Source organism: Chloroflexota bacterium (genome assembly GCA_018648225.1).
GTDB lineage: Bacteria > Chloroflexota > Anaerolineae > Anaerolineales > UBA11858 > NIOZ-UU35.
Window position 1 is genome coordinate 1 of sequence record JABGRQ010000076.1, and the last position, 19,227, is coordinate 19,227.

The 19,227-nt window shown below is 52.7% G+C and carries 18 protein-coding genes; 12 read left to right on the forward strand and 6 right to left on the reverse strand.

What is annotated here, in order from left to right:
- Positions 1–24: 24 nt before the first annotated feature.
- Both HN413_06385 and HN413_06390 read left to right on the forward strand, forming a co-directional pair.
- Positions 25–387 carry a four helix bundle protein gene (locus HN413_06385; GenBank protein MBT3390021.1) on the forward strand — a complete coding sequence of 121 codons (363 nt, stop codon included), beginning with the start codon at positions 25–27 and terminating at the stop codon, positions 385–387.
- 44 nt (positions 388–431) lie between these two features.
- On the forward strand, positions 432–1,292 hold the full coding sequence (locus HN413_06390) for a hypothetical protein (GenBank protein MBT3390022.1): 861 nt from the start codon (positions 432–434) through the stop codon (positions 1,290–1,292).
- 171 nt (positions 1,293–1,463) lie between these two features.
- Here the strand turns inward: HN413_06390 and groL are convergent, their stop codons facing one another.
- From groL to HN413_06410, 4 genes are all read right to left on the reverse strand, one after another.
- Positions 1,464–3,122, reverse strand: a complete 1,659-nt coding sequence (groL, locus tag HN413_06395; protein ID MBT3390023.1) for a chaperonin GroEL — start codon at positions 3,120–3,122, stop codon at positions 1,464–1,466.
- A 24-nt stretch (positions 3,123–3,146) separates the two neighbouring features.
- Positions 3,147–3,416, reverse strand: a complete 270-nt coding sequence (locus tag HN413_06400; GenBank protein MBT3390024.1) for a co-chaperone GroES — start codon at positions 3,414–3,416, stop codon at positions 3,147–3,149.
- A 229-nt stretch (positions 3,417–3,645) separates the two neighbouring features.
- On the reverse strand, positions 3,646–4,986 hold the full coding sequence (locus HN413_06405; GenBank protein ID MBT3390025.1) for a tetratricopeptide repeat protein: 1,341 nt from the start codon (positions 4,984–4,986) through the stop codon (positions 3,646–3,648).
- Positions 4,987–5,076: 90 nt separating this feature from the next.
- Positions 5,077–6,282, reverse strand: a complete 1,206-nt coding sequence (locus HN413_06410) for a tetratricopeptide repeat protein (protein ID MBT3390026.1) — start codon at positions 6,280–6,282, stop codon at positions 5,077–5,079.
- Positions 6,283–6,395: 113 nt separating this feature from the next.
- On the opposite strand from HN413_06410, the gene HN413_06415 reads away from it, so the two are divergent.
- The 10 genes from HN413_06415 (at position 6,396) to HN413_06460 (ending at position 18,399) form a co-directional block, all read left to right on the forward strand.
- Positions 6,396–7,982 carry a diguanylate cyclase gene (locus tag HN413_06415; protein MBT3390027.1) on the forward strand — a complete coding sequence of 529 codons (1,587 nt, stop codon included), beginning with the start codon at positions 6,396–6,398 and terminating at the stop codon, positions 7,980–7,982.
- A gap of 7 nt (positions 7,983–7,989) precedes the next feature.
- Positions 7,990–8,721 carry a tRNA (guanosine(37)-N1)-methyltransferase TrmD gene (trmD, locus tag HN413_06420; GenBank protein ID MBT3390028.1) on the forward strand — a complete coding sequence of 244 codons (732 nt, stop codon included), beginning with the start codon at positions 7,990–7,992 and terminating at the stop codon, positions 8,719–8,721.
- 58 nt (positions 8,722–8,779) lie between these two features.
- Positions 8,780–10,030 carry an SLC45 family MFS transporter gene (locus HN413_06425; protein ID MBT3390029.1) on the forward strand — a complete coding sequence of 417 codons (1,251 nt, stop codon included), beginning with the start codon at positions 8,780–8,782 and terminating at the stop codon, positions 10,028–10,030.
- A gap of 211 nt (positions 10,031–10,241) precedes the next feature.
- The gene (hrcA, locus tag HN413_06430) at positions 10,242–11,294 is read left to right on the forward strand and encodes a heat-inducible transcription repressor HrcA (protein ID MBT3390030.1); all 1,053 of its coding nucleotides are present in this window, start codon (positions 10,242–10,244) and stop codon (positions 11,292–11,294) included.
- A gap of 3 nt (positions 11,295–11,297) precedes the next feature.
- Positions 11,298–11,897: a nucleotide exchange factor GrpE gene (gene grpE, locus HN413_06435; GenBank protein MBT3390031.1), complete on the forward strand. Its 600-nt coding sequence runs from the start codon at positions 11,298–11,300 to the stop codon at positions 11,895–11,897.
- Positions 11,898–11,956: 59 nt separating this feature from the next.
- Positions 11,957–13,891 carry a molecular chaperone DnaK gene (dnaK, locus tag HN413_06440; protein ID MBT3390032.1) on the forward strand — a complete coding sequence of 645 codons (1,935 nt, stop codon included), beginning with the start codon at positions 11,957–11,959 and terminating at the stop codon, positions 13,889–13,891.
- A gap of 89 nt (positions 13,892–13,980) precedes the next feature.
- Positions 13,981–15,108 (forward strand): molecular chaperone DnaJ, encoded by a 1,128-nt coding sequence (gene dnaJ / locus HN413_06445; protein ID MBT3390033.1) that lies wholly within the window; start codon positions 13,981–13,983, stop codon positions 15,106–15,108.
- Entirely contained in the window at positions 15,105–16,022 is a 918-nt protein-coding gene (gene prmA, locus HN413_06450) for a 50S ribosomal protein L11 methyltransferase (GenBank protein ID MBT3390034.1), read from the forward strand. Before dnaJ ends, prmA begins: the two co-directional genes overlap by 4 nt.
- A 69-nt stretch (positions 16,023–16,091) precedes the next feature.
- Positions 16,092–16,865, forward strand: coding sequence for an SDR family NAD(P)-dependent oxidoreductase (locus HN413_06455; GenBank protein MBT3390035.1), 774 nt, complete (start codon positions 16,092–16,094; stop codon positions 16,863–16,865).
- Positions 16,866–16,995: 130 nt separating this feature from the next.
- Complete coding sequence (locus HN413_06460; GenBank protein MBT3390036.1) at positions 16,996–18,399, forward strand: FAD-binding oxidoreductase; 1,404 nt, start codon at positions 16,996–16,998, stop codon at positions 18,397–18,399.
- Positions 18,400–18,481: 82 nt separating this feature from the next.
- Here HN413_06460 and HN413_06465 read toward each other — a convergent pair whose 3' ends face one another.
- Together HN413_06465 and HN413_06470 are read right to left on the reverse strand one after the other, a co-directional pair.
- Complete coding sequence (locus tag HN413_06465) at positions 18,482–18,892, reverse strand: hypothetical protein (protein ID MBT3390037.1); 411 nt, start codon at positions 18,890–18,892, stop codon at positions 18,482–18,484.
- Between the two features lie 21 nt (positions 18,893–18,913).
- Positions 18,914–19,099: a hypothetical protein gene (locus HN413_06470; protein ID MBT3390038.1), complete on the reverse strand. Its 186-nt coding sequence runs from the start codon at positions 19,097–19,099 to the stop codon at positions 18,914–18,916.
- Positions 19,100–19,227 lie beyond the last annotated feature (128 nt).

Sequence of the window (19,227 nt, forward strand, 5' to 3'; positions counted from 1 at the left end):
AGTAGACGGTAACAGGAGAAAAACATGGACCAGATAAGAAGTTTTCGTGACCTGGAAGTCTGGCAAAGAGCACATCAATTGGTTTTGGCTGTTTATCGGATGACGAAAGATTTTCCATCTGATGAGCGCTACGGGCTGGTGTCACAAATGCGCCGTGCTGCGGTATCTGTTCCTGCCAATATTGCAGAGGGCTTCAAGAGAAGGGGAAAAGGCGAAAAAGTGCGTTTTTATAATATTGGCGAGGCTTCGCTGGAAGAACTCAAATATTTTTTCATCTTGTCCAAAGATTTAGGGTACATTGATGATAACGGGCAGGTAATGGATGAAGCTGAAATCATCAGCAAGATGTTCTATCGCTTGATTGAAGCGATCAACAAAAGTAGATAAAAAATCCCTATCTACCGTCTACTGTATACCGTATAGAGGTATCTATGTCTTACTACTATTTCAAACCGACCAAAGCGAAGGAAGTTAAGGATGGGATTAAAGCCCGCAGTAAGCGTGGCGCGTTTGCCCAAAATTGGTGGGCGCAGCGTTGGATCGCGGCGCTGGAGCGACTGGTTGATTCGGGGCGGCTCTCACGCGGGCGCACCTATGCCCGCAAGGGGCAGGTCATTTCAATAGACGAGACGAAAGATGGCGTTCAGGCAAAGGTGCAGGGATCGCGCAAAACACCGTATAAGGTGAAAATCCAGATTAACCCACTGCAAGACGCTGAATGGGAGAAGGTTTTCGATGCGCTTTCGGAGCAGGCGATTTTCACCGCCCAACTGTTGGCAGGCGAGATGCCGCAGGAGATCGAGTCGGCTTTTGAAGCGGCGAAAGTCAGCCTGTTTCCGTCAAGACGCGGCGACCTGATGACGGATTGCTCCTGTCCCGATTATGCAAACCCCTGCAAGCATGTCGCGGCGGCGCATTATATCTTGGGCGAACGCTTCGACGAAGACCCTTTCCTGATCTTCCGCTTGCGTGGACGCACACAGGAAGAGGTCATGGCGGCGCTGCGTGAACGGCGTGCGGGGGATGTTGAATTTGATGAAGAAGAGGAAGAGCCTGAAGTTGTCATCCCGCTGGATGAGCAGATCGACCAGTTTTGGGATTTCTCCGCCCCACTCGAAGGTTTCTCGGTTTCGATTCGCCCGCCGACAATTGATATGCCCCTGCTCAAACGGCTAGGGGAGGCAAGTTTTGTACCCAAGCCGGGGATTGAGTCGCTTTTGAAGAGCCCGTATCAGCGTATTAGTGAAATGGCGATTGAGATAGCGTATCAGGACAGGGAGGGTGAAGAATAATCCGTTTTTACGTCATCACAGTCACAAGCTCAGCGCGGTATAAATCCAATATACGGGTATAAATTCCGCCCGATGGAATTGCACCAAATGGCGCTGGCTGCCGATTAAACCGAAAATTAAACAAAAAAGAGCTTGGCTTCGCCAAGCTCTTTTTTGTTTAATTTTCGGGCACTACATCATGCCGCCCATGCCGCCCATACCACCCATGCCGCCAGCGCCACCGGGCATAGCCGGTTCAGCTTCAGGGATGTCGGTGATCAGGGCTTCGGTGGTCAGGATCATCGCGGCAATCGAAGCCGCATTTTCGAGCGCACCGCGGGTGACTTTTGCGGGATCAATCACACCGGCTTTGACCATATTGACATACTCTTCAGAGAGCACATTGTAGCCAATATTGATGTCTTTCTTTTCGGCCTGCATACGGCGGACGTTCTCGATAATTACAGAGCCGTCTTTGCCAGCATTGGCAGCGATTTTGCGCATCGGAACGGACAGAGCAGCTTTTACAATCGTGACACCAATCTGAGCGTCGGTGTAATCCATTTTCAGGTCTTCAAGAGCTTTCGTGGCATTGATCAGCGCTACGCCACCACCGGGGACGATACCATCTTCAACGGCCGCGCGGGTCGCAGAGAGAGCATCTTCAACACGGTGTTTCTTTTCTTTCAATTCGGTCTCGGTAGCGGCGCCAACACGAATGATGGCTACGCCGCCGGAAAGTTTCGCCAAGCGTTCTTGCAGTTTTTCGCGGTCGTAGTCGCTGCTGCTCTTGTCGATTTCGACACGGATCTGATCGATGCGGCCCTTGATCGCGCCAGCATCGCCCTTGCCGCTAACAATCGTGGTGTCGTCTTTGGTTGAAACAACAATTTCAGCACGACCCAAATCTTCGAGGGTTACGCTTTCCAGCTTGCGGCCCATTTCTTCGGTAATCACAGTGCCGCCAGTGAGGATTGCAATATCCTGCAACATGGCTTTGCGGCGGTCGCCAAATCCGGGGGCTTTGATAGCCAATACATTGAGCATACCGCGCAATTTATTCAGTACCAGGGTCGCCAGGGCTTCGCCGTCAATATCTTCGGCGATAATAACCAACTCGCGTTTGCCCAACTGTACCAGTTTCTCCAGCACGGGGAGCATGTCCTGTGCAACAGAGATTTTCTTATCGTGGATCAACAAATACGGTTCTTCGATCTTGGATTCCATTGTTTCGGGGTCGGTGACAAAATAAGGCGAAAGGTAGCCACGGTCAAACTGCATACCTTCAACATATTCGGTCTCAAACTGCAAACCTTTGGACTCTTCAACCGTGATAACGCCGTCTTTGCCGACTTTGTCCATCACATCCGCAATCAACTCGCCAATCGAGCGATCCTGAGCAGAAATCGAAGCCACGTTACCAATCTCTTCGCGAGTGGTCACTTCGTGAGCCTGCTTGCTGATCTCTTCCGAAACGGCTTTGGCGGCGGCTTCAATACCCAGCTTGAGCAGCATGGGGTTGGCACCGGCGGCCATATTCTTCATACCTTCGGTCACAATGGCGTGCGCCAAAACGGTGGAGGTGGTGGTGCCGTCACCGGCGATGTCATTGGTTTTGGTAGCTGCTTCTTTGAGCAACTGGGCGCCCATATTCTCAAAGGGGTCTTCCAGCTCGATCTCTTTTGCAACAGTCACACCGTCGTGGGTGATGGTGGGGCTGCCGAACTTTCGATCCAACGCAACGTTGCGGCCCTTGGGGCCTAACGTGGTAATTACTGCACTCGCCAGAACGTCAACACCCTTCTGAAGTTTGCGGCGAGCTTCTTCAGAAAAAACTAATTGCTTTGCCATAGAAAATTTCTCCTTGTGGTCTGGTTATTTAACCAGGGCCAGAATGTCCGCTTCACTCAGGATGAGGACTGCGTTACCTTCGATTTTTACTTCGGTACCAGCATACTTGGCGTAGAGCACAACATCATCAACAGAGATTTCTCCCTCGATGTCGGGACCAACAGCCAAAACTTTACCTTGCTGTGATTTTTCTTTCGCCGTATCGGGCAGAACCAGACCGCTGGCGGTCGTAGCTTCTTGCTCAACGGCTTCCAACACAACGCGGTCGCCTAAGGGTTTTAGGGATATAGCCATACAAAAGCCTCCTGCAAAATTGATTGATCAATGGATTTTCAGATTTTAGCACCCGATAGCACGGATTGCTAAGCGGCCTGAATCATAACGATATTTGATTTGAAAGTCAAGCAGAAGGGGGAATTGTGGCTGTGATTCTTACAAAATTCTGACAAAAACAGGAACAGCGGACGCGGCCCAGTGTGGCGTGCTGAACGAATCTGTAAAAAAGCAGGGGTGGGGGAATCCCCTAAGGCTGCGGGGTTGTCGCGATCAAACGACAGATGGCTTCATTCTCTTCCACAATCCCCATCAGAGGGGGGCTATCCGGAAAAGCGCGGCGCAACTCGTCCAGTACGGGCTGCACCTGCGGACAATAGTTTTGCCCTGGGCGGCTCAACGCGGCCAGCACAGAGGCATAGCGCGCATAGTAGAAGCCTACTTCCAGGTTGGTGAGTTCCAGCCCCACCACATCCACCCCGCCGACTTCATTTTCGTCGGCAGCGCAGCCCAAAACAGCGCACTTCAGCACGGGCATGGCCCCCTCGTAGTTGCGCGAGCGCACATAAATATCCCCCAGTTGACCGTAGGTATTTGGGTCAGTTGGATTGAAACTGAGCGCCTTCTCTCCGTTCAGCGCAGCGACAAAGAATTCGCCCATGCGCGAATAGGTTTTGGCAATCGCAATATAGGGCAGCGGATCTTGCACTCCGTTGGCCTCGTTAATAGCAATGGCCTTGTCGAATTGCTCCAGCGCCACATCGTAGACTTGAAGCTCGCGGTAGATGACCCCAATTTGAATATACAAAAAAGTCAGATTGGGATTAATCGCGGCTGCTTTTTCATATTCCTCAATCGCCACGCGATATTGCCCAAAGGTCTCTAGCACGGTGGCGTAAACCCGGTGTGTATCCATCAACTCCGGCCCCAGCGTAACAGCCTCCTGGGCGTGTTGCTGCGCCTGGGCTAATTTGCCCTGATCGAGCAATACCTCGGCATAATAGGCCAATGCCAGAACATTATTGGGGTCAAGATTATAGGCAAAGCTGGCGGTTTGCTCGGCTCTGGTGAGCAGGTCGCGGCGCTCGTCGGCGGTGTTGGCGTAAGAGGCGTTCCAATCCAGCACCAGGGCATGGATGGCTTGAACTGTACTATCATCGGGTGCTAATTCCACTGCCCGGGAACTTTCGACCAACGCTTCTTCCAGACGTGCCAACTGGGCTGCATTGGTTGAGAGCAGCCGCGTCGAGTATGTTAATAACCGCGCCAGTTCAGCCCGCGCCTGGGGGTTCTCCGGGTCTAGTTCCAATCCCAATCGATAGGCGTCAATCGCATCAATGGCATTCGGATCATCAATCTTCCCGGCGCTAAAATAGGCCTCAGCAGCCATCAGGTAGGAATTTGCCGTGCGTGTGGCCGTCGGCGTGGGCAAAAACATGGGCTGAATGCGAAATTCGGGGCCAATCCCAATTTGCGAGATACCCCAGATACCAACACCGATCATCCCAAGCCAGATCAGCATGCGAGTGAAATTGATTTGTGGCCCAGGGGGACGGAAGTTGAGTCCTTTTCCGGTAAGGTGACGATCCATAATAATTAGCTGATACGAAGTGATTTCACTACCAAAACACAAAGGCCGGGTGTCTTTATGGTAGTTTTCTCTCGTCTCGATTTGATCCGATTAAGAATCGGGCGGCCCTTCTAATGTAGGCGTTGGTTCGGCGGCCCCCACCTGGCAGATTTCCAGCCCCGCTTCGGCGTTGAATACGGCAATATCGTTATCAGCTACCGTGGCAAGCATAGTCTGAAAAACAGGGATAGCTTCACCGCAGCGGTTTAGCCGTGCCAATGTGAGTCCGTAAATTGAATATAATTCGACCGCGCGCAGTTGGTATGAAATCGTGATGCCCTCAACAACAGCGCCATCTTCAGTAACGCCGCCCTGCACAGCCAGGGTTAAATGGGTAATGGCTCGGTTTAGCTCGTTATTCTTGGCATACATGATCCCCAGGTTGCCTTGCAGGCTGGCATTACCAGGATCATCAGCGACGGCCTGTTCGGCATATTGTACAGCCTGGGCAAATTCACCAATCGTAAAATAAACGCGTGAGGCCTCATAATCGGGAGCGGGATCATCGGGGTTCAGCGCATTGGCCTGATTGAAGCTCTCTACAGAACTATCGTACTCGCCAATGGCAGCATACGTGTATCCCAGCATCATGTGCAGGTTGGGAATGCGATTGTTAATCGCCAGCGCAGCCTGATATTCTTCGATCGCCAAATCATAGTTGCTGGTCCAATAAAGCACGTAGCCACGCGCCCGGCGGGCTTCCATCAAGTTGGGGTTTAAATCTAATGCCAACCGCGATTCTTCTGCCGCGCCGTCGAAATCGCCTTTATCTACCAGAATTTCAGCATACACAGCATGAGCAAGGGCGCTGTTCGCATCCAACTCAATTGCCCGCTTGACTGCGGCTTCGGCCTCAAGTATGTTGCCCTTAAAATCCATTGCCCAGGCGCGCATGGCGTGAGCTACGGGATTATCCGAGTTACGCAACAGGGCCAGTTCGGCGTTTTCCAGGCCTTCGTCGTAGCGTCCTGCCAAAATCTGCACTCGCGACAGGGCAACATAATAGGATGAATTCTCCGGATCGGAGAGGATAGCTTTCTCGTATGCGTCAATCGCCTGGTTAAGCTTGCCTTCGGTGTACAACGATTCGGCCTGGTTCGCAAATGATTCCGGGCTGATGGTTGCGGTAGGGGTAGAGATAAATAACGGTGGGGTAGTTGGCACCACGATCTTGTTAACATAAAGCACTGCTGTGATCAACAGCAGTAACATAATCACGCGCCAGGGATTGGCGCGCTTACGGCGTTTACGCCGCATTGACCAATTACTTCCTTGCAGATACATAAAATCATCTTACCACCCTCCGTTTGCGTTGTCCAACCGCTGAAAATACACGCCTGGCACAAAATTCAGGTACAATGAAAGTCAATATGACCTTCGCATTCACGCCTCACATCTGGCCGATTGTCGTCTCATCGAGTATTCTCATGGTGTTAGTGATGGCTACCATACGCCATCGACATGAGGTATCTGCGCGTTTGTTTTTAGGCTTATTGCTGGCCTTGCTAATTTGGTCGGTGAGCTTTATCATCGAAATATTGGGGGTAGAACTCAGCACAAAAATCTTTTGGGCCAATATTCAATTCATTGGTATTACTGCCATCCCGATCTTTTTTCTAATGCTCGTCGCCCGCTTTTCGGGGCATGAGCGCAGCATTCGTCCGATTCTGTACGCTCTGATCCTGCTCGCTGTGATTTCCAATATCATCATCTGGACCGATAACTTTCACCACTGGTTCCGCGGACAACCCTATATCGATTTGATTGCAGGGCCATTCCCTGTGCTGGTGAATGATTATGCCCTCTGGTTCTATTATATTCTGGCGCCATTATCCTATCTTGGGCATATCATTATTCTGGTGCTTTTGTTTCGCAATTTTCGTGGCTCAAAAAAAACCTATCAAAGCCAGACCATCGCGTTATTTGTTAGCCTTCTCATCCCGCTAGTGGTCGATTTGCTTTATGTGTTAGGGATTACGCCAATCCCCAACTTCAACTTTGCCCCTGCCGCTTTTAGCATTTCGGGGATGTTAATTGCCTGGGCGTTGTTTCGCTATCAACTATTTGATCTGGTGCCATTGGCGCATAGTATTATCATCGAGAATCTGGCCGAGAGCATGATTGTGCTGGATGTAAAAAATCGGATCATTGAGCTAAACCGCAGCGCCAGCGCCGTTCTCCAAATTCCTGTCAATCAGGCCATTGGGCAATTGGCCGAGGATGCCGTGTGGTTTTGGGACGAGCTGGACCCCCACATAGAAGATATTCAGCCCATCGCGATTACGAAAGAGCAAGGCGGACAGCAACATTATGAAGCGCTGCTAACCCCCATCAAGCGCAAGAACAAAGCCACTGTTGGTCTGGTACTCACGCTCCGCGATATTACGGCGCAATACGAACTGCTTCAAAAAACCAAACAACTGGCAATTTCCGATCCGTTGACTGGCATCTACAACCGCCGTCACTTTTTTAGCCTGCTTCAGCAAGAATTAGAACGCGCCCGGCGCCAACATTCCCCATTGGCGGTGATGATGTTCGATATTGATGATTTCAAAGCCATCAACGACCAATACGGCCATGCCGCCGGCGACCAGGTGCTCATCGAAACCGTTCAGCTTTGCCAACAGCATCTGCGCGCATACGATGTGATGAGCCGCTATGGCGGTGATGAATTTGCCATCTACCTGCCCCAAACCGATCTCGAATTAGCCTCGCACGTTGCCCGGCGACTGTGCGCATCCATCCGGGCACACATCATCCAATCCAATCACCACAGTTTTCAGCGCACAGTCAGCATCGGCGTGGCCGCGTGTTCCTGTAAGCAACAAGATTCCGCCGACAGCTTGATGGCAATTGCCGACAAAGCGCTATATCAGGCCAAGCAAAACGGAAAAGACCAAATCGCCACCGAGCAGACCCCCAAGTCGGAAGTCCCTATTCGCCCACATCGGCTATAATCACACCATGCGTTTTGACGTTTTTACCCTGATCCCCGAATCGCTTGAACCCTATCTCAACAGCAGCATCCTCAAACGCGCCGCCGAGCGCAATCTGGTGGAATTTCACCTGCACAATATCCGCGATTGGGCCACCGACAAGCATCATGTCACCGACGATATTCCCTATGGCGGAGGCGGCGGCATGGTGATGAAACCTGATCCAATGTTTAATGCCGTTGAAGAAGTGACCGGCACACCGCCAACTTGCCCGGTGGTGCTCCTCACCCCCCAGGGACGCCTGTTCTCGCAGGCTGTCGCCCACGAATTAGCAGCACATCCCCGCATCGCGCTCATCGCCGGACGCTACGAAGGCCTCGATGAACGCGTGCGCCAGCATCTCGTCACCGATGAAATCTCGATTGGCGATTACGTGCTAACGGGCGGAGAATTGCCTGCCCTGGTACTCATCGATGCCATCACGCGCCTGCTCCCCGATGTACTCGGTGACCCCAAAGCGCCGCAAAAAGATTCCCACGCCAAGGGCTTGCTCGAACATCCGCATTACACCCGCCCGGCAGAATTCCGCGGCTGGGGTGTGCCCGATATACTGCGCTCCGGCGACCATGCCCGTATTGACCGCTGGCGACGCGAACAATCGCTGCTGCGTACCCTTGAACGCAGACCCGATATGCTCGAAAGTGCAATATTAACGGACGAAGATCGAAAATTTCTTAATCAGTTAAAGGTTGAAAATTAAAGGTTACAGGTTATTTTCAACCTTCAACTGTACCCTTTAACCCTACCGGAGGTAAACAATGAAATTCAATTATGGCAAAATCTTCTTGCTCGGCTTTGGCTTTTTTGGCGTCAGCGTTTTGTGGAGCGTCTACAATGCCTTTGTGCCCATCTTCCTGGCCGACCGTTTTGGCCTGGCTCCGGCATGGATTGGCTTCTTTATGACACTCGACAATCTCGCCGCCCTGTTCATCCAGCCCCCGGTGGGCGCCTGGTCTGATAAATTACGCTCGCCCATCGGCAGGCGTATGCCGTTTATTCTCATCGGCGCGCCGATTTCGGCGTTAGCCTTTGGCATTATCCCTGTGGCGGCAGTATTGCCCCTTTTCGTGGCAGGCACCACCACCCTGCTGTTGAGTATGGCGCTGTGGCGCACCCCCGTCGTCGCCCTGATGCCCGATATCACCCCCTCCAATAAGCGCTCCCAGGCCAACGGCATCATCAATTTCATGGGCGGCATCGGCGCAATTATCGCCTTTCTCATCGGCGGCCAACTCTACGCCATAAATCCGGCCTATCCATTCTGGATGGGATCAGTGCTGGTAATACTTTCGGCGCTATTGGTTTTCATTTTTGTCAAAGAACCCAAAGATTTTGAGGCCGCCGAAAAACAGCCCAATATGTTTGCCAGCCTCAAGGAAGTCTGGCAAGACAATGATAAAAGCGCCATGCGCCTGTTTTTGGCGATCTTCTTTTGGTTTGTGGGCTACAATGCCATTGAGGCCTTCTTCACGCTATACTCCGTCAACCATCTCGGCCTGACCGCAGGCGATGGAGCAGGAATGTTGGGGCATCTTTCGCTGCTCTTTGTGGCTTTTGCCCTGATCTCCGGCTTTATCGGTGGACGCATAGGCCGCCGGGTGACGATTTCTGCCGGGCTAATTATGCTGGCCGCGCTCATTGGGGTAATGTTTGTGCTGCCTCCCGGCCTGCTGGCTACCCCGCTGACAAAATTGCCCGTACTGGGAACCGTACGCGTGATCAGCCTGTTGCTGATGGGCAGCGGCATTGCCTGGGCGCTGATTAATATCAACTCGCTGCCCATGGTGGTCGATATGGTTGAAGATGCCCGCATCGGTACCTTTACCGGTTTGTATTATCTGTTCTCCACAATGGCGGCCATCGCCGGGCCAAATATCAATGGCTGGATCATCCAATTAAGCAATGAAAACTACAACAGCGTCATGCTGGTGGCTCCGCTCTTTATGATCGGCGCGCTAATCCTAATGTGGGGTGTGCGCCGCGGCGAAGCGAAAATAACCACGGTATAACCGATACACAAAAAAGAATGACCGGCTTTGCCGGTCATTCTTTTTTACCCCCCCTTTTTGTTAATTTCATATAAGAAGATTCCCCTCAACAAGGCCATTTCTTGACGGAGATGCGCCCAAATGTTATGATTCATAGCGTTGTCTTAGCAACCGAAAGCTTCGACTGCTAAAATAGAGCAAACAGGGCTTTCCCTGTGAGTCAAACAAATTTATGGGCAACCTATCTGAACGTCAAAAACTCATCCTGGCGCTGGTCATTCGGGAATATGTTGAGAAAGTCAACCCGATTGGCTCTGAGCGGCTGGTAGAAGATTATGCTCTCAATGTCAGTTCGGCCACGGTGCGCAACGAAATGGCCGCCCTGACGGAGCAAGGCTATCTCGACAAGCCCCACAAGATGGCTGGCAGCATCCCTACCGAGGAAGGCTACCGCTATTTTGTCAGCCAACTCATGGGGCGAGCGACATTACCCTCGGATACGCGCCATACCATCCAGCATCAGTTCTACCAGGCGCGGAGTGATATTGACCAATGGATGCGCCTGGCTGCCTCAGTATTGGCGCGACAATCGCGCGGCGCGGCGCTGGTAACTTCTTTGCACCCGGAACACGCCCGCCTGAAACACATCGAACTCATCGCCACGCGTGGCCGACAGGTTTTGATGGTATTGGTACTCGATGGCGGCGAAATCCGCCAACAAATGCTCAAACTAGCCGAACCCGTCGCCCAGGATAAGCTCAGCGCCACGGCGCGCTGGATCAATGAAGTTTTGCAGAAAAAAGACGCTCACGAAATCATCGCTTTGCTATCTCAAACACAGGACGATCTCAAGAGCGATATTTTACAACTTACCGTGGATGAAATGCAGCGCTCTGACAATGTGCTGGCCGGTGATATTTACCGCGACGGGCTGGCTAACGTGCTCGCCGAACCCGAATTCCTCGAACCGGGCGTCGCCCACCGCGCGTTGCGCTTCTGGGAAGAACGTTCCCAACTCGAAGATCTGCTCTCGCAAACCGTGCTCTCCCCCGAAACCAGCGGCATCCATGTGCTGATCGGCGGTGACGGCACCTGGGAAGACCTGAGCGACTGCGCCGTGGTGCTCTCTCGTTATGGCGTTCCCGGCGTGGCAACCGGCGCCATCGGCGTTCTCGGCCCCGCCCGCATGACCTACGCCCACACCATCTCCACTGTGCAGTTTGTTGCCAATTTACTCAGCGAACTGGTCGGTGATACGCTGTCCAATGAAAGGTATGAAGAATAAAAAATGAGCAAGAAGAAAAAGAAAGACATCGCAGAAGAAATTATCGAGGACGAAATCCAGCCCGAAGAACAGGAACCAGCCCAGAGCGAGTCCGCTGCGCCCGTGCAGGATGAAGCAGACTCCCCCGAGGTGGATTCTGCCTCCGAGGCTGAGAAATCTCCCCTCGAAGAAATCCAGTCCAAAGCCGACGAATACCTTGCTGGCTGGCAGCGCGAGCGCGCCGAGTTCGCCAACTACAAAAAACGCGTCGATCGCGAGCGCGAAACCACCTATAAAAACGCGGCTGGCGGCGTCATCAAGCGCTTTTTACCCGTGATGGACGATATGGAACGCGCACTGAAAAACCGCCCCGCTGAAGGCGAAGGCGCCGACTGGGCCGAAGGAATTGAGCTAATCTATCGCAAACTACTGTCGATCCTGGAAGCCGAAGGTATCGCCCCCATCGAGGCCGAGGGCAGCATATTTGACCCTCATCTGCACGAAGCGGTAATGAAGATCCCCAGCGATGAGCACGAGACTGAACACATTATCGAAGTGCTGCAACAAGGTTATCGAATTGGCGAGCGCGTGCTGCGCCCGGCGACGGTTGTTGTGGCGGCGTAATCAGATTGACAAATAATTAACTAATAAAACGAATAGTACAAATCATTCGGAGGAATATCATGGCAAAAATTATCGGAATTGACTTAGGTACAACCAACTCAGTCGCCGCGGTCGTTGAAGGCGGAGAACCTGTAGTGATCCCTTCGGCAGAGGGCGAACGCCTGGTGCCGTCGGTTGTGGCTGTCAATAAAAATCACGAACGTATTACGGGTCGTCCGGCGCGTAACCAGGCCGTCGTCAACCCGGAGAATACGATTTTCTCGATCAAACGCTTTATGGGGCGCAAATATGACGACGTTGAAGTGCAGCGCGCCATTAAAATGGTGCCTTACAACGTGAACAAAGCCCCCAACGGGGATGTGCGCGTCAAACTCGACGAAAAAGACTACTCGCCCCCTGAAGTTTCGGCGATGATTTTGGCAAAAATCAAAGCCGATGCTGAAGCCTATTTGGGCGAAGCGGTTACCCAGGCCGTCATCACCGTTCCAGCATACTTCAACGATGCCCAGCGTAACGCCACCAAAGATGCCGGTAAAATCGCTGGCCTTGAAGTGCTGCGCATCATCAATGAGCCGACTGCTTCATCTCTGGCTTATGGCCTGGATAAAAAATCCAACGAAATGCTGGCCGTCTACGACCTGGGCGGCGGCACCTTCGATATTTCCATTCTGGAAGTAGGCGAGGGCGTCTTCGAAGTCAAATCCACCAGCGGCGATACTTTCCTGGGCGGCGATGATTTTGACCAGCGCATCATTGAATTTTTGGCCGACGAATTCAAGCAGAGCAATAGTATTGACTTGCGTCTCGATCGTCAGGCCTTACAGCGTCTCAAAGAAGCGGCTGAAAAAGCGAAAATTGAACTCTCGACTCTGCAACAGACCGAGATCAATCTGCCCTACATCACCGCCGATGCCAGCGGCCCCAAACATCTGGTGCTCAACCTGACGCGCGCCAAACTCGAGCAGATCACCGCTGATTTGATTGAGCGTTCCATTACTCCCGTGAAACAGGCCCTCAACGATGCCGGGATGAAACCTTCCGATGTGAGTGAAGTCGTGCTGGTTGGCGGTATGACGCGTATGCCTGCCGTGCAAGAAGCGGTCAAGAAATTCTTTGGGCGCGAACCCCACAAGGGCGTCAATCCCGATGAAGTTGTAGCCCTGGGCGCGGCGATCCAGGCTGGCGTGTTGGGTGGCGATGTCACCGACATTCTCTTACTCGATGTTACCCCACTATCGCTTTCGGTTGAAACATTGGGCAATGTTGCCACCCCGTTGATCGAGCGCAATACCACCATCCCGGCGCGCAAGAGCCAGATTTTCTCCACTGCGGCTGCAAACCAGCCTCAGGTCGAAATTCATGTGCTCCAAGGCGAACGCCCAATGGCTGCTGGCAATAAATCGCTGGGACGCTTTATTCTGGACGGCATTCCCCCGTCACCACGCGGTGTTCCCCAGATTGAAGTCACTTTCGATATTGATGCCAATGGTATACTCAAGGTCACCGCGCAAGACAAAGCCACTGGCCGCAGCCAGAATATCACCATCACGGCATCTTCCGGCTTGAGCGATGCCGAAATTGATAAAATGCGCCAGGAAGCCGAACGGCACGCCGAGGAAGACCTCAAATTCAAAGAGCGGGTCGAGGCCCACAACAAAGCCGACAACATGGCCTACACCGCCGAAAAGGCGCTCACCGACCTGGGTGATAAAGTCCCGGCTGAAGTAAAGGCACAAGTTGAAGAAAAAGTAGCGGAGGTGCGTAAAGTGCTTGAGAACGAAAACGCCGAAGCTGATGAACTCAACCGTGTTGCCGACGAGCTGGGTCAGATTGTGCAACAAATTGGCGCAGCCGCCTATCAGCAAGACCCCGACGCGGCTGGCCCAATGCCCGGAGCCGAGGGCTTTGATCCCCAAGACCCCCCTCCTGGCGATCAGTCAGGCCCGGATAATGGCGATGAAGATATCGTTGACGGCGAATTCCGCAGCGCGTAAGCACAGTTTAAGGTTAGCAGGTTGAAGGTTGAAAGTTGCCCGGCAATTTCCAACCTTCAACTTTCAACCTTAAATTTTTAACTTAAATTATGCCACGAGACTATTACGAAATTCTAGGCGTACCCAAAGGTTCTTCGGCAGACGAGTTAAAATCGGCCTTCCGAGGTTTGGCGCGCCAATATCATCCTGATGTTAGCAAAGAACCGGATGCCGAGGAACGCTTCAAAGAAATCAATGAAGCCTATGCTGTGCTTTCCGATCAGGAAAAACGCGCCGCGTATGACCGCTATGGTCACGCCGGCGTACAGGGTGCTGGCGGTGTCCCCGACTGGACCAGTGTCGATTTTAGCGACATTTTTGAAGAACTCTTCGGTTTTGGTTTCGGCGGCTTTGGCGGACGCTCATCATCGCGTTCGCGCAATGCGCCCCGACGCGGCGCCGATTTACAATATCGCGTGCAACTTAGTTTTGAAGAAGCTGTTTTCGGGATCGAAAAAGAGATTGAGATCAGTCGCAACGAAAACTGCGATACATGCAGCGGCAGTGGCGCCAAGCCCGGCACCACCCCCACACGCTGCTCCACCTGTAATGGTCAGGGCGAAGTTCGCCAGTCGCGCCAAACCATTCTCGGCTCGATGGTGCAAGTGACCACCTGCCCCACCTGTGGCGGCAAAGGCGAAGTGATTGTCGCACCTTGCGAAACCTGCCGCGGGCAAGGCCTGGTGCGCCAAACCCGTAAGAAACTTGTCAACATCCCGGCGGGGGTTGACACAGGAACGCAGATCCGTCTGAGCGGTGAAGGCCAGCCCGGAGCCAATAACGGCCCTCCCGGCAATCTCTACCTCGTGATCCAGGTTAACAAACACAGATACTTCCGCCGCCGCGATAACGACATCCTGCTCGATCTGAATGTCAATATTGCCCAAGCTACCCTCGGCGATGAAGTACAGGTACCCACAGTCGATGGCGACACACTGCTGAAAATTCCCAGTGGAACGCAGCCCGGCAAAATTATCCGCATGCGGGGCAAAGGGGTTCCCCATTTACGCAACAACCACCGCGGCGATCAGCTAGTAGTGATTAATATTGATATTCCCCGCACGCTTAGCGAAGAACAGCGCGTGATCTTCGAGCAATTAGCCAACAGCCTGGGCACCGAAGTGACACCCCAGGAACGCGGCTTCTTCGACCGCTTGAAAGACGTCATTGGCGGATGAGTTGGCTTGAAGTTTCGCTTACCGTGGACGGCGAATTAGCCGAAGCGGTTGCCGATGTTTTGGCGCGTTTTGTACCCGGTGGCGTGGTCGTTGAAAGCACGGGCATTGCCCCCGATCTCGAAGGTCCGGGCTACCCGATTGGCCCGCTGAAAGTCTGCGGCTATCTCCCCATTGACGCTCAACTTGAAGAAACTCGCCAGCGCATCGAGGAATCACTCTATTTCTTGGGGCGCATTCAAGCCTTGCCCGAAGCACAATTCACCCAAATTGCAGAAATCAACTGGGCCGAAGCCTGGAAAGAAAATTTCCACCCGGTCAATATCGGCGAGCGCTTGCTAATTATCCCTGGCTGGCTCGATGCCCCCCATGAAAGCCGTATTCCCATCCGCATTGATCCGGGCATGGCCTTTGGCACCGGCACCCACCCCACCACCCAGCTTTGTTTGGAGTTTTTAGAAACCTCAGAGTTTTCCGAAAGCATCCGAGGGCTGGAGATATTCGATATTGGCTGCGGATCGGGGATACTCTCGATTGCCGCCCTAAAATTAGGCGCGGCGTGCGCCTTCGGTGTGGATACTGACACCGATGCAATTACCACAGCCGAGGAAAATGCCCGCATCAACGAAGTTGGCGAATACGCTCACTTCGCCCGCGGCTCGGTGGAAGCCATCCAGCAAGGCGTCTTCCCGGTGACACAAGCTCCACTGGTGATTGCCAATATTCTGGCGCATATCCTCATTCAACTCTTAGATTCAGGCATGGCCGACTTGATTGCTCCCGGTGGGAAATTGCTGCTCTCGGGCATTCTCGAAGAACAGATGCCCAATATGCTGGCCGCCCTTCAAAAACACCAACTCGAGATCGTTGCCCAACGCCAGATTGAAGATTGGGTGGCATTGACGGTTAAAAATTGAAAGTTGAATGTTGAAGGTTCAAGCAATTTTCAACCTTCAACTTTTAACCCACAACCAAGAAAGAAACACATGACACAAACCGAACACCCCCTGCTCACCCGCCCCCGCGCCATCATCGTTGGGGCTTCTTCGGGTATTGGCGCAGCACTGGCGTACAAATTGGCGCGTGAGGGCTATACCCTTGCGCTGCTCGCCCGCCGCGAAGATAAATTAAATGCCCTGTGCGCAGCGATCCACCAGGAGCTTGGTCAGAATATCGCCCAGGCCTATGTTCACGACGCATCCCAATTCGATCAAATTGCGCCCCTCTTCCAAAAAATCATCGCCGATCTCGGTCAACTTGATTTGCTGGTCTACGCATCGGCAACCATGCCCGGCGTGGATATTGCCGAATACAATTTTGAGAAAGACCGTCAGATGATTGAAGTCAACCTGCTGGGCGCGATGGCCTGGTTGGATCAGGCGGCTACGTTGTTTGATACCACGGGCAGCGGGCAAATTGTGGGCATTTCCTCGATTGCCGGAGAGCGCGGGCGCGTGGGAAACCCACCCTATCACACTTCCAAGGCTGGAATGAATACCTATCTCGAGTCACTGCGCAACCGCCTGACGCGCAAGGGCGTGCATGTGCTGACGGTCAAACCCGGCTATGTGGATACCGAATTGCTGCAAGCCGCAGGCGGGGCCAATTTTTGGGTGATTTCGCCTGAACAGGCTGCCGACGACATCTGGAAGGCGATCCGCAAACGCAAGCAGGTCATATTTACCCCGGCGCGTTGGCGGCTGGTGGGGCTGATTTTACAGCATATTCCCTCGGTCATTTTCCGGCGCTTATCATTCTAAAAATCACCACAAAGCTCAAAAACTCGAAGAATTGCCTTGTTATTTTTCTTAGTGTCTTCGTGCCTTTGTGGTTAAAGTTTTTTTCCGCCCATCCAGATTAAATCCTTCTGGTTCACCCACATCAAAACTCATGCTTGAACTCAACCGCTTACAAAAACTGACCGGTTTCGGGCGCGCTCACGGCAGCCTGGGCTATCTCTACCGACCCACCCACGTTGAACAAATTAACGAAATTTTTGCTCTGGCGCGTCAGAACGGCTTGAGTATTGGCCTGCGCGGCGCGGGGCGCAGCTATGGCGACGCAGCCCTCAACAGCGGTCAGATTGTGCTCGACATGCAGCGCATGAACCGCATTCTGGCATGGAATCCCGAAACCGGGATTATCCGCATTGAGCCGGGTGTGACCATCCAGCAACTTTGGCAATACACCATCGAAGATGGCTGGTGGCCTGCCGTGGTACCTGGCACAATGGCTCCCACTATTGGCGGCTGCCTGGCGATGAATGTACACGGCAAAAACAACTACCGCGCCGGAACCTTCGGAGACCATGTGCTTGAATTCACAGCGCTACTGTCCAACGGCGAGAGCGTCACCGTTACGCCGGGTGAAAATGCCGATTTGTTTTACAGCATGATCGGCAGTCTGGGCGTGCTGGGAGTGTTCACATCGATCACATTGCAACTCAAGCGCATTTATTCCGGCAATCTATCGGTAGAAGCCTGGGCGCCCCGCGATCTGGCCCAGCAAATTAACGATCTGGAAGCCCGTAAAGATACGGATGATTATATTGTCAGTTGGATTGATGGATTAGCGAACAGCACGGCTCTGGGACGCGGCCAGATTCATGCCGCCAACTATCTGGACCCGGGAGTTGATCCTGCCCCCCAGCAGACGCTGCGCCTCGAGCATCAAACCCTACCCGATACACTCATGGGCGTAGTGCCGTCTTCAATTTTGTGGCGGCTCATGTCCCCATGGATGAACAACCCCGGCACGCGCCTGATCAACGCCGGAAAATACTACGCCTCGCGCCTGGGAGATCATAAAACCATCCGACAGCCACACGCTGCCTTCCATTTTTTGCTCGACTATATCCCAAACTGGATTCAATCCTATGGCCCCCAGGGCTTGATTCAATACCAGAGCATTATCCCCACCGAAAACGCCGCGGCTGCCTTCAGCGAAATGCTGCGCCTGACTCATAAACGCGGCCTGCCTTCGTATCTGGTGGTACTCAAACGCCACCGCCCTGATGATTTTCTGCTCTCCCATGCCGTGGATGGCTACTCGCTGGCCTTCGATTTCAAAGTCACTCGCAACAACCGCGCCGGATTGCAGCGTATGGCGAGCGAACTCAACCAGATCGTACTCGCAGCCAACGGACGCTTTTATTTCGCCAAAGATAGCACACTAACTTTGGGAGATACCGCACAATTTTTGGGCGCTGAAACATTGGCAAAATTCAAAGTGTTGAAAAGCTGCTACGACCCCCAAAATTTGCTGCAAAGCGATTTATACAAACGAGTTTTTTGAGAAACAGGGATTTTTAACCGCTAAGGACACGAAGACTCACGAATAAATTTTGTCTCCCTTCGTATCCTTAGTGATTCAGTTTTTATACCGTTATTTCCTTCAGATAAACTTCGATAGCCCGCTCCAGCTTCGCCGGGCTAAAATCCCAGGGGCCTAAACCGGCAGCATATTCCACACGCCCATCCACACCAATTAAATATAAACGCGTCGGCCAGGCTGCATATGCCTTATTGACCGAATCATCCATATCATCTACATAGGTGCGAATGCCATATTGCAGCGCATCCTGGCATTGCCCGGCCACAGCGCGCCGCTCGTCCAAGCTCACCGGATCGTAAATATCGGTGGCCACCTTTGAGCGCGAAAGTTTCAGCAGCAGGCTCATCGGGCCTTTGCCAAACCACCAACCATCTACTGGATGTGCTTCACGAATGTAGATCGATAGAAATTGCACTTCTTGATGATATTTGGCGTATAAATCCTGGAGACCCACGGTCCCATTGACAAAGGGCGGTCAGGTGAAACTGCCAAATATCAGCGCAACAGGCTTTTCTCCGCGAAAATTGGAAAGGCGCACCAAATTTTCACCGTTATTATCCAGCAGTTCAAAATCTGGCGCAAAATCCCCTACTCGCGGCGCGTGAGCATCGTACTTTTTCTGCCAGGTAGTCGCCTCCTGGCGATTGGAGATCAGAGCCATTTAAAATCCTTTCAATCTTCCCAGGTTCAAATATCATTTTCCGGTCATATAACTGTGTACATGAAACGCGGATTTAACCGATTTTTTGTTCGAATCAAAAGGATAACGAACAAGGATGTCATTCTGAG

Coding starts and splice junctions, on each gene's coding strand:
- HN413_06425 (MBT3390029.1), top strand. CDS start 8,780: ATGAAATTCAATTATGGCAAAATCTTCTTGCTCGGCTTTGGCTTTTTT.
- HN413_06405 (MBT3390025.1), bottom strand. CDS start 4,986: ATGGATCGTCACCTTACCGGAAAAGGACTCAACTTCCGTCCCCCTGGG.
- HN413_06455 (MBT3390035.1), top strand. CDS start 16,092: ATGACACAAACCGAACACCCCCTGCTCACCCGCCCCCGCGCCATCATC.
- dnaJ (MBT3390033.1), top strand. CDS start 13,981: ATGCCACGAGACTATTACGAAATTCTAGGCGTACCCAAAGGTTCTTCG.
- HN413_06460 (MBT3390036.1), top strand. CDS start 16,996: ATGCTTGAACTCAACCGCTTACAAAAACTGACCGGTTTCGGGCGCGCT.
- HN413_06410 (MBT3390026.1), bottom strand. CDS start 6,282: ATGCGGCGTAAACGCCGTAAGCGCGCCAATCCCTGGCGCGTGATTATG.
- trmD (MBT3390028.1), top strand. CDS start 7,990: ATGCGTTTTGACGTTTTTACCCTGATCCCCGAATCGCTTGAACCCTAT.
- dnaK (MBT3390032.1), top strand. CDS start 11,957: ATGGCAAAAATTATCGGAATTGACTTAGGTACAACCAACTCAGTCGCC.
- prmA (MBT3390034.1), top strand. CDS start 15,105: ATGAGTTGGCTTGAAGTTTCGCTTACCGTGGACGGCGAATTAGCCGAA.
- HN413_06400 (MBT3390024.1), bottom strand. CDS start 3,416: ATGGCTATATCCCTAAAACCCTTAGGCGACCGCGTTGTGTTGGAAGCC.
- HN413_06390 (MBT3390022.1), top strand. CDS start 432: ATGTCTTACTACTATTTCAAACCGACCAAAGCGAAGGAAGTTAAGGAT.
- HN413_06385 (MBT3390021.1), top strand. CDS start 25: ATGGACCAGATAAGAAGTTTTCGTGACCTGGAAGTCTGGCAAAGAGCA.
- groL (MBT3390023.1), bottom strand. CDS start 3,122: ATGGCAAAGCAATTAGTTTTTTCTGAAGAAGCTCGCCGCAAACTTCAG.
- HN413_06415 (MBT3390027.1), top strand. CDS start 6,396: ATGACCTTCGCATTCACGCCTCACATCTGGCCGATTGTCGTCTCATCG.
- grpE (MBT3390031.1), top strand. CDS start 11,298: ATGAGCAAGAAGAAAAAGAAAGACATCGCAGAAGAAATTATCGAGGAC.
- HN413_06470 (MBT3390038.1), bottom strand. CDS start 19,099: ATGGCTCTGATCTCCAATCGCCAGGAGGCGACTACCTGGCAGAAAAAG.
- hrcA (MBT3390030.1), top strand. CDS start 10,242: ATGGGCAACCTATCTGAACGTCAAAAACTCATCCTGGCGCTGGTCATT.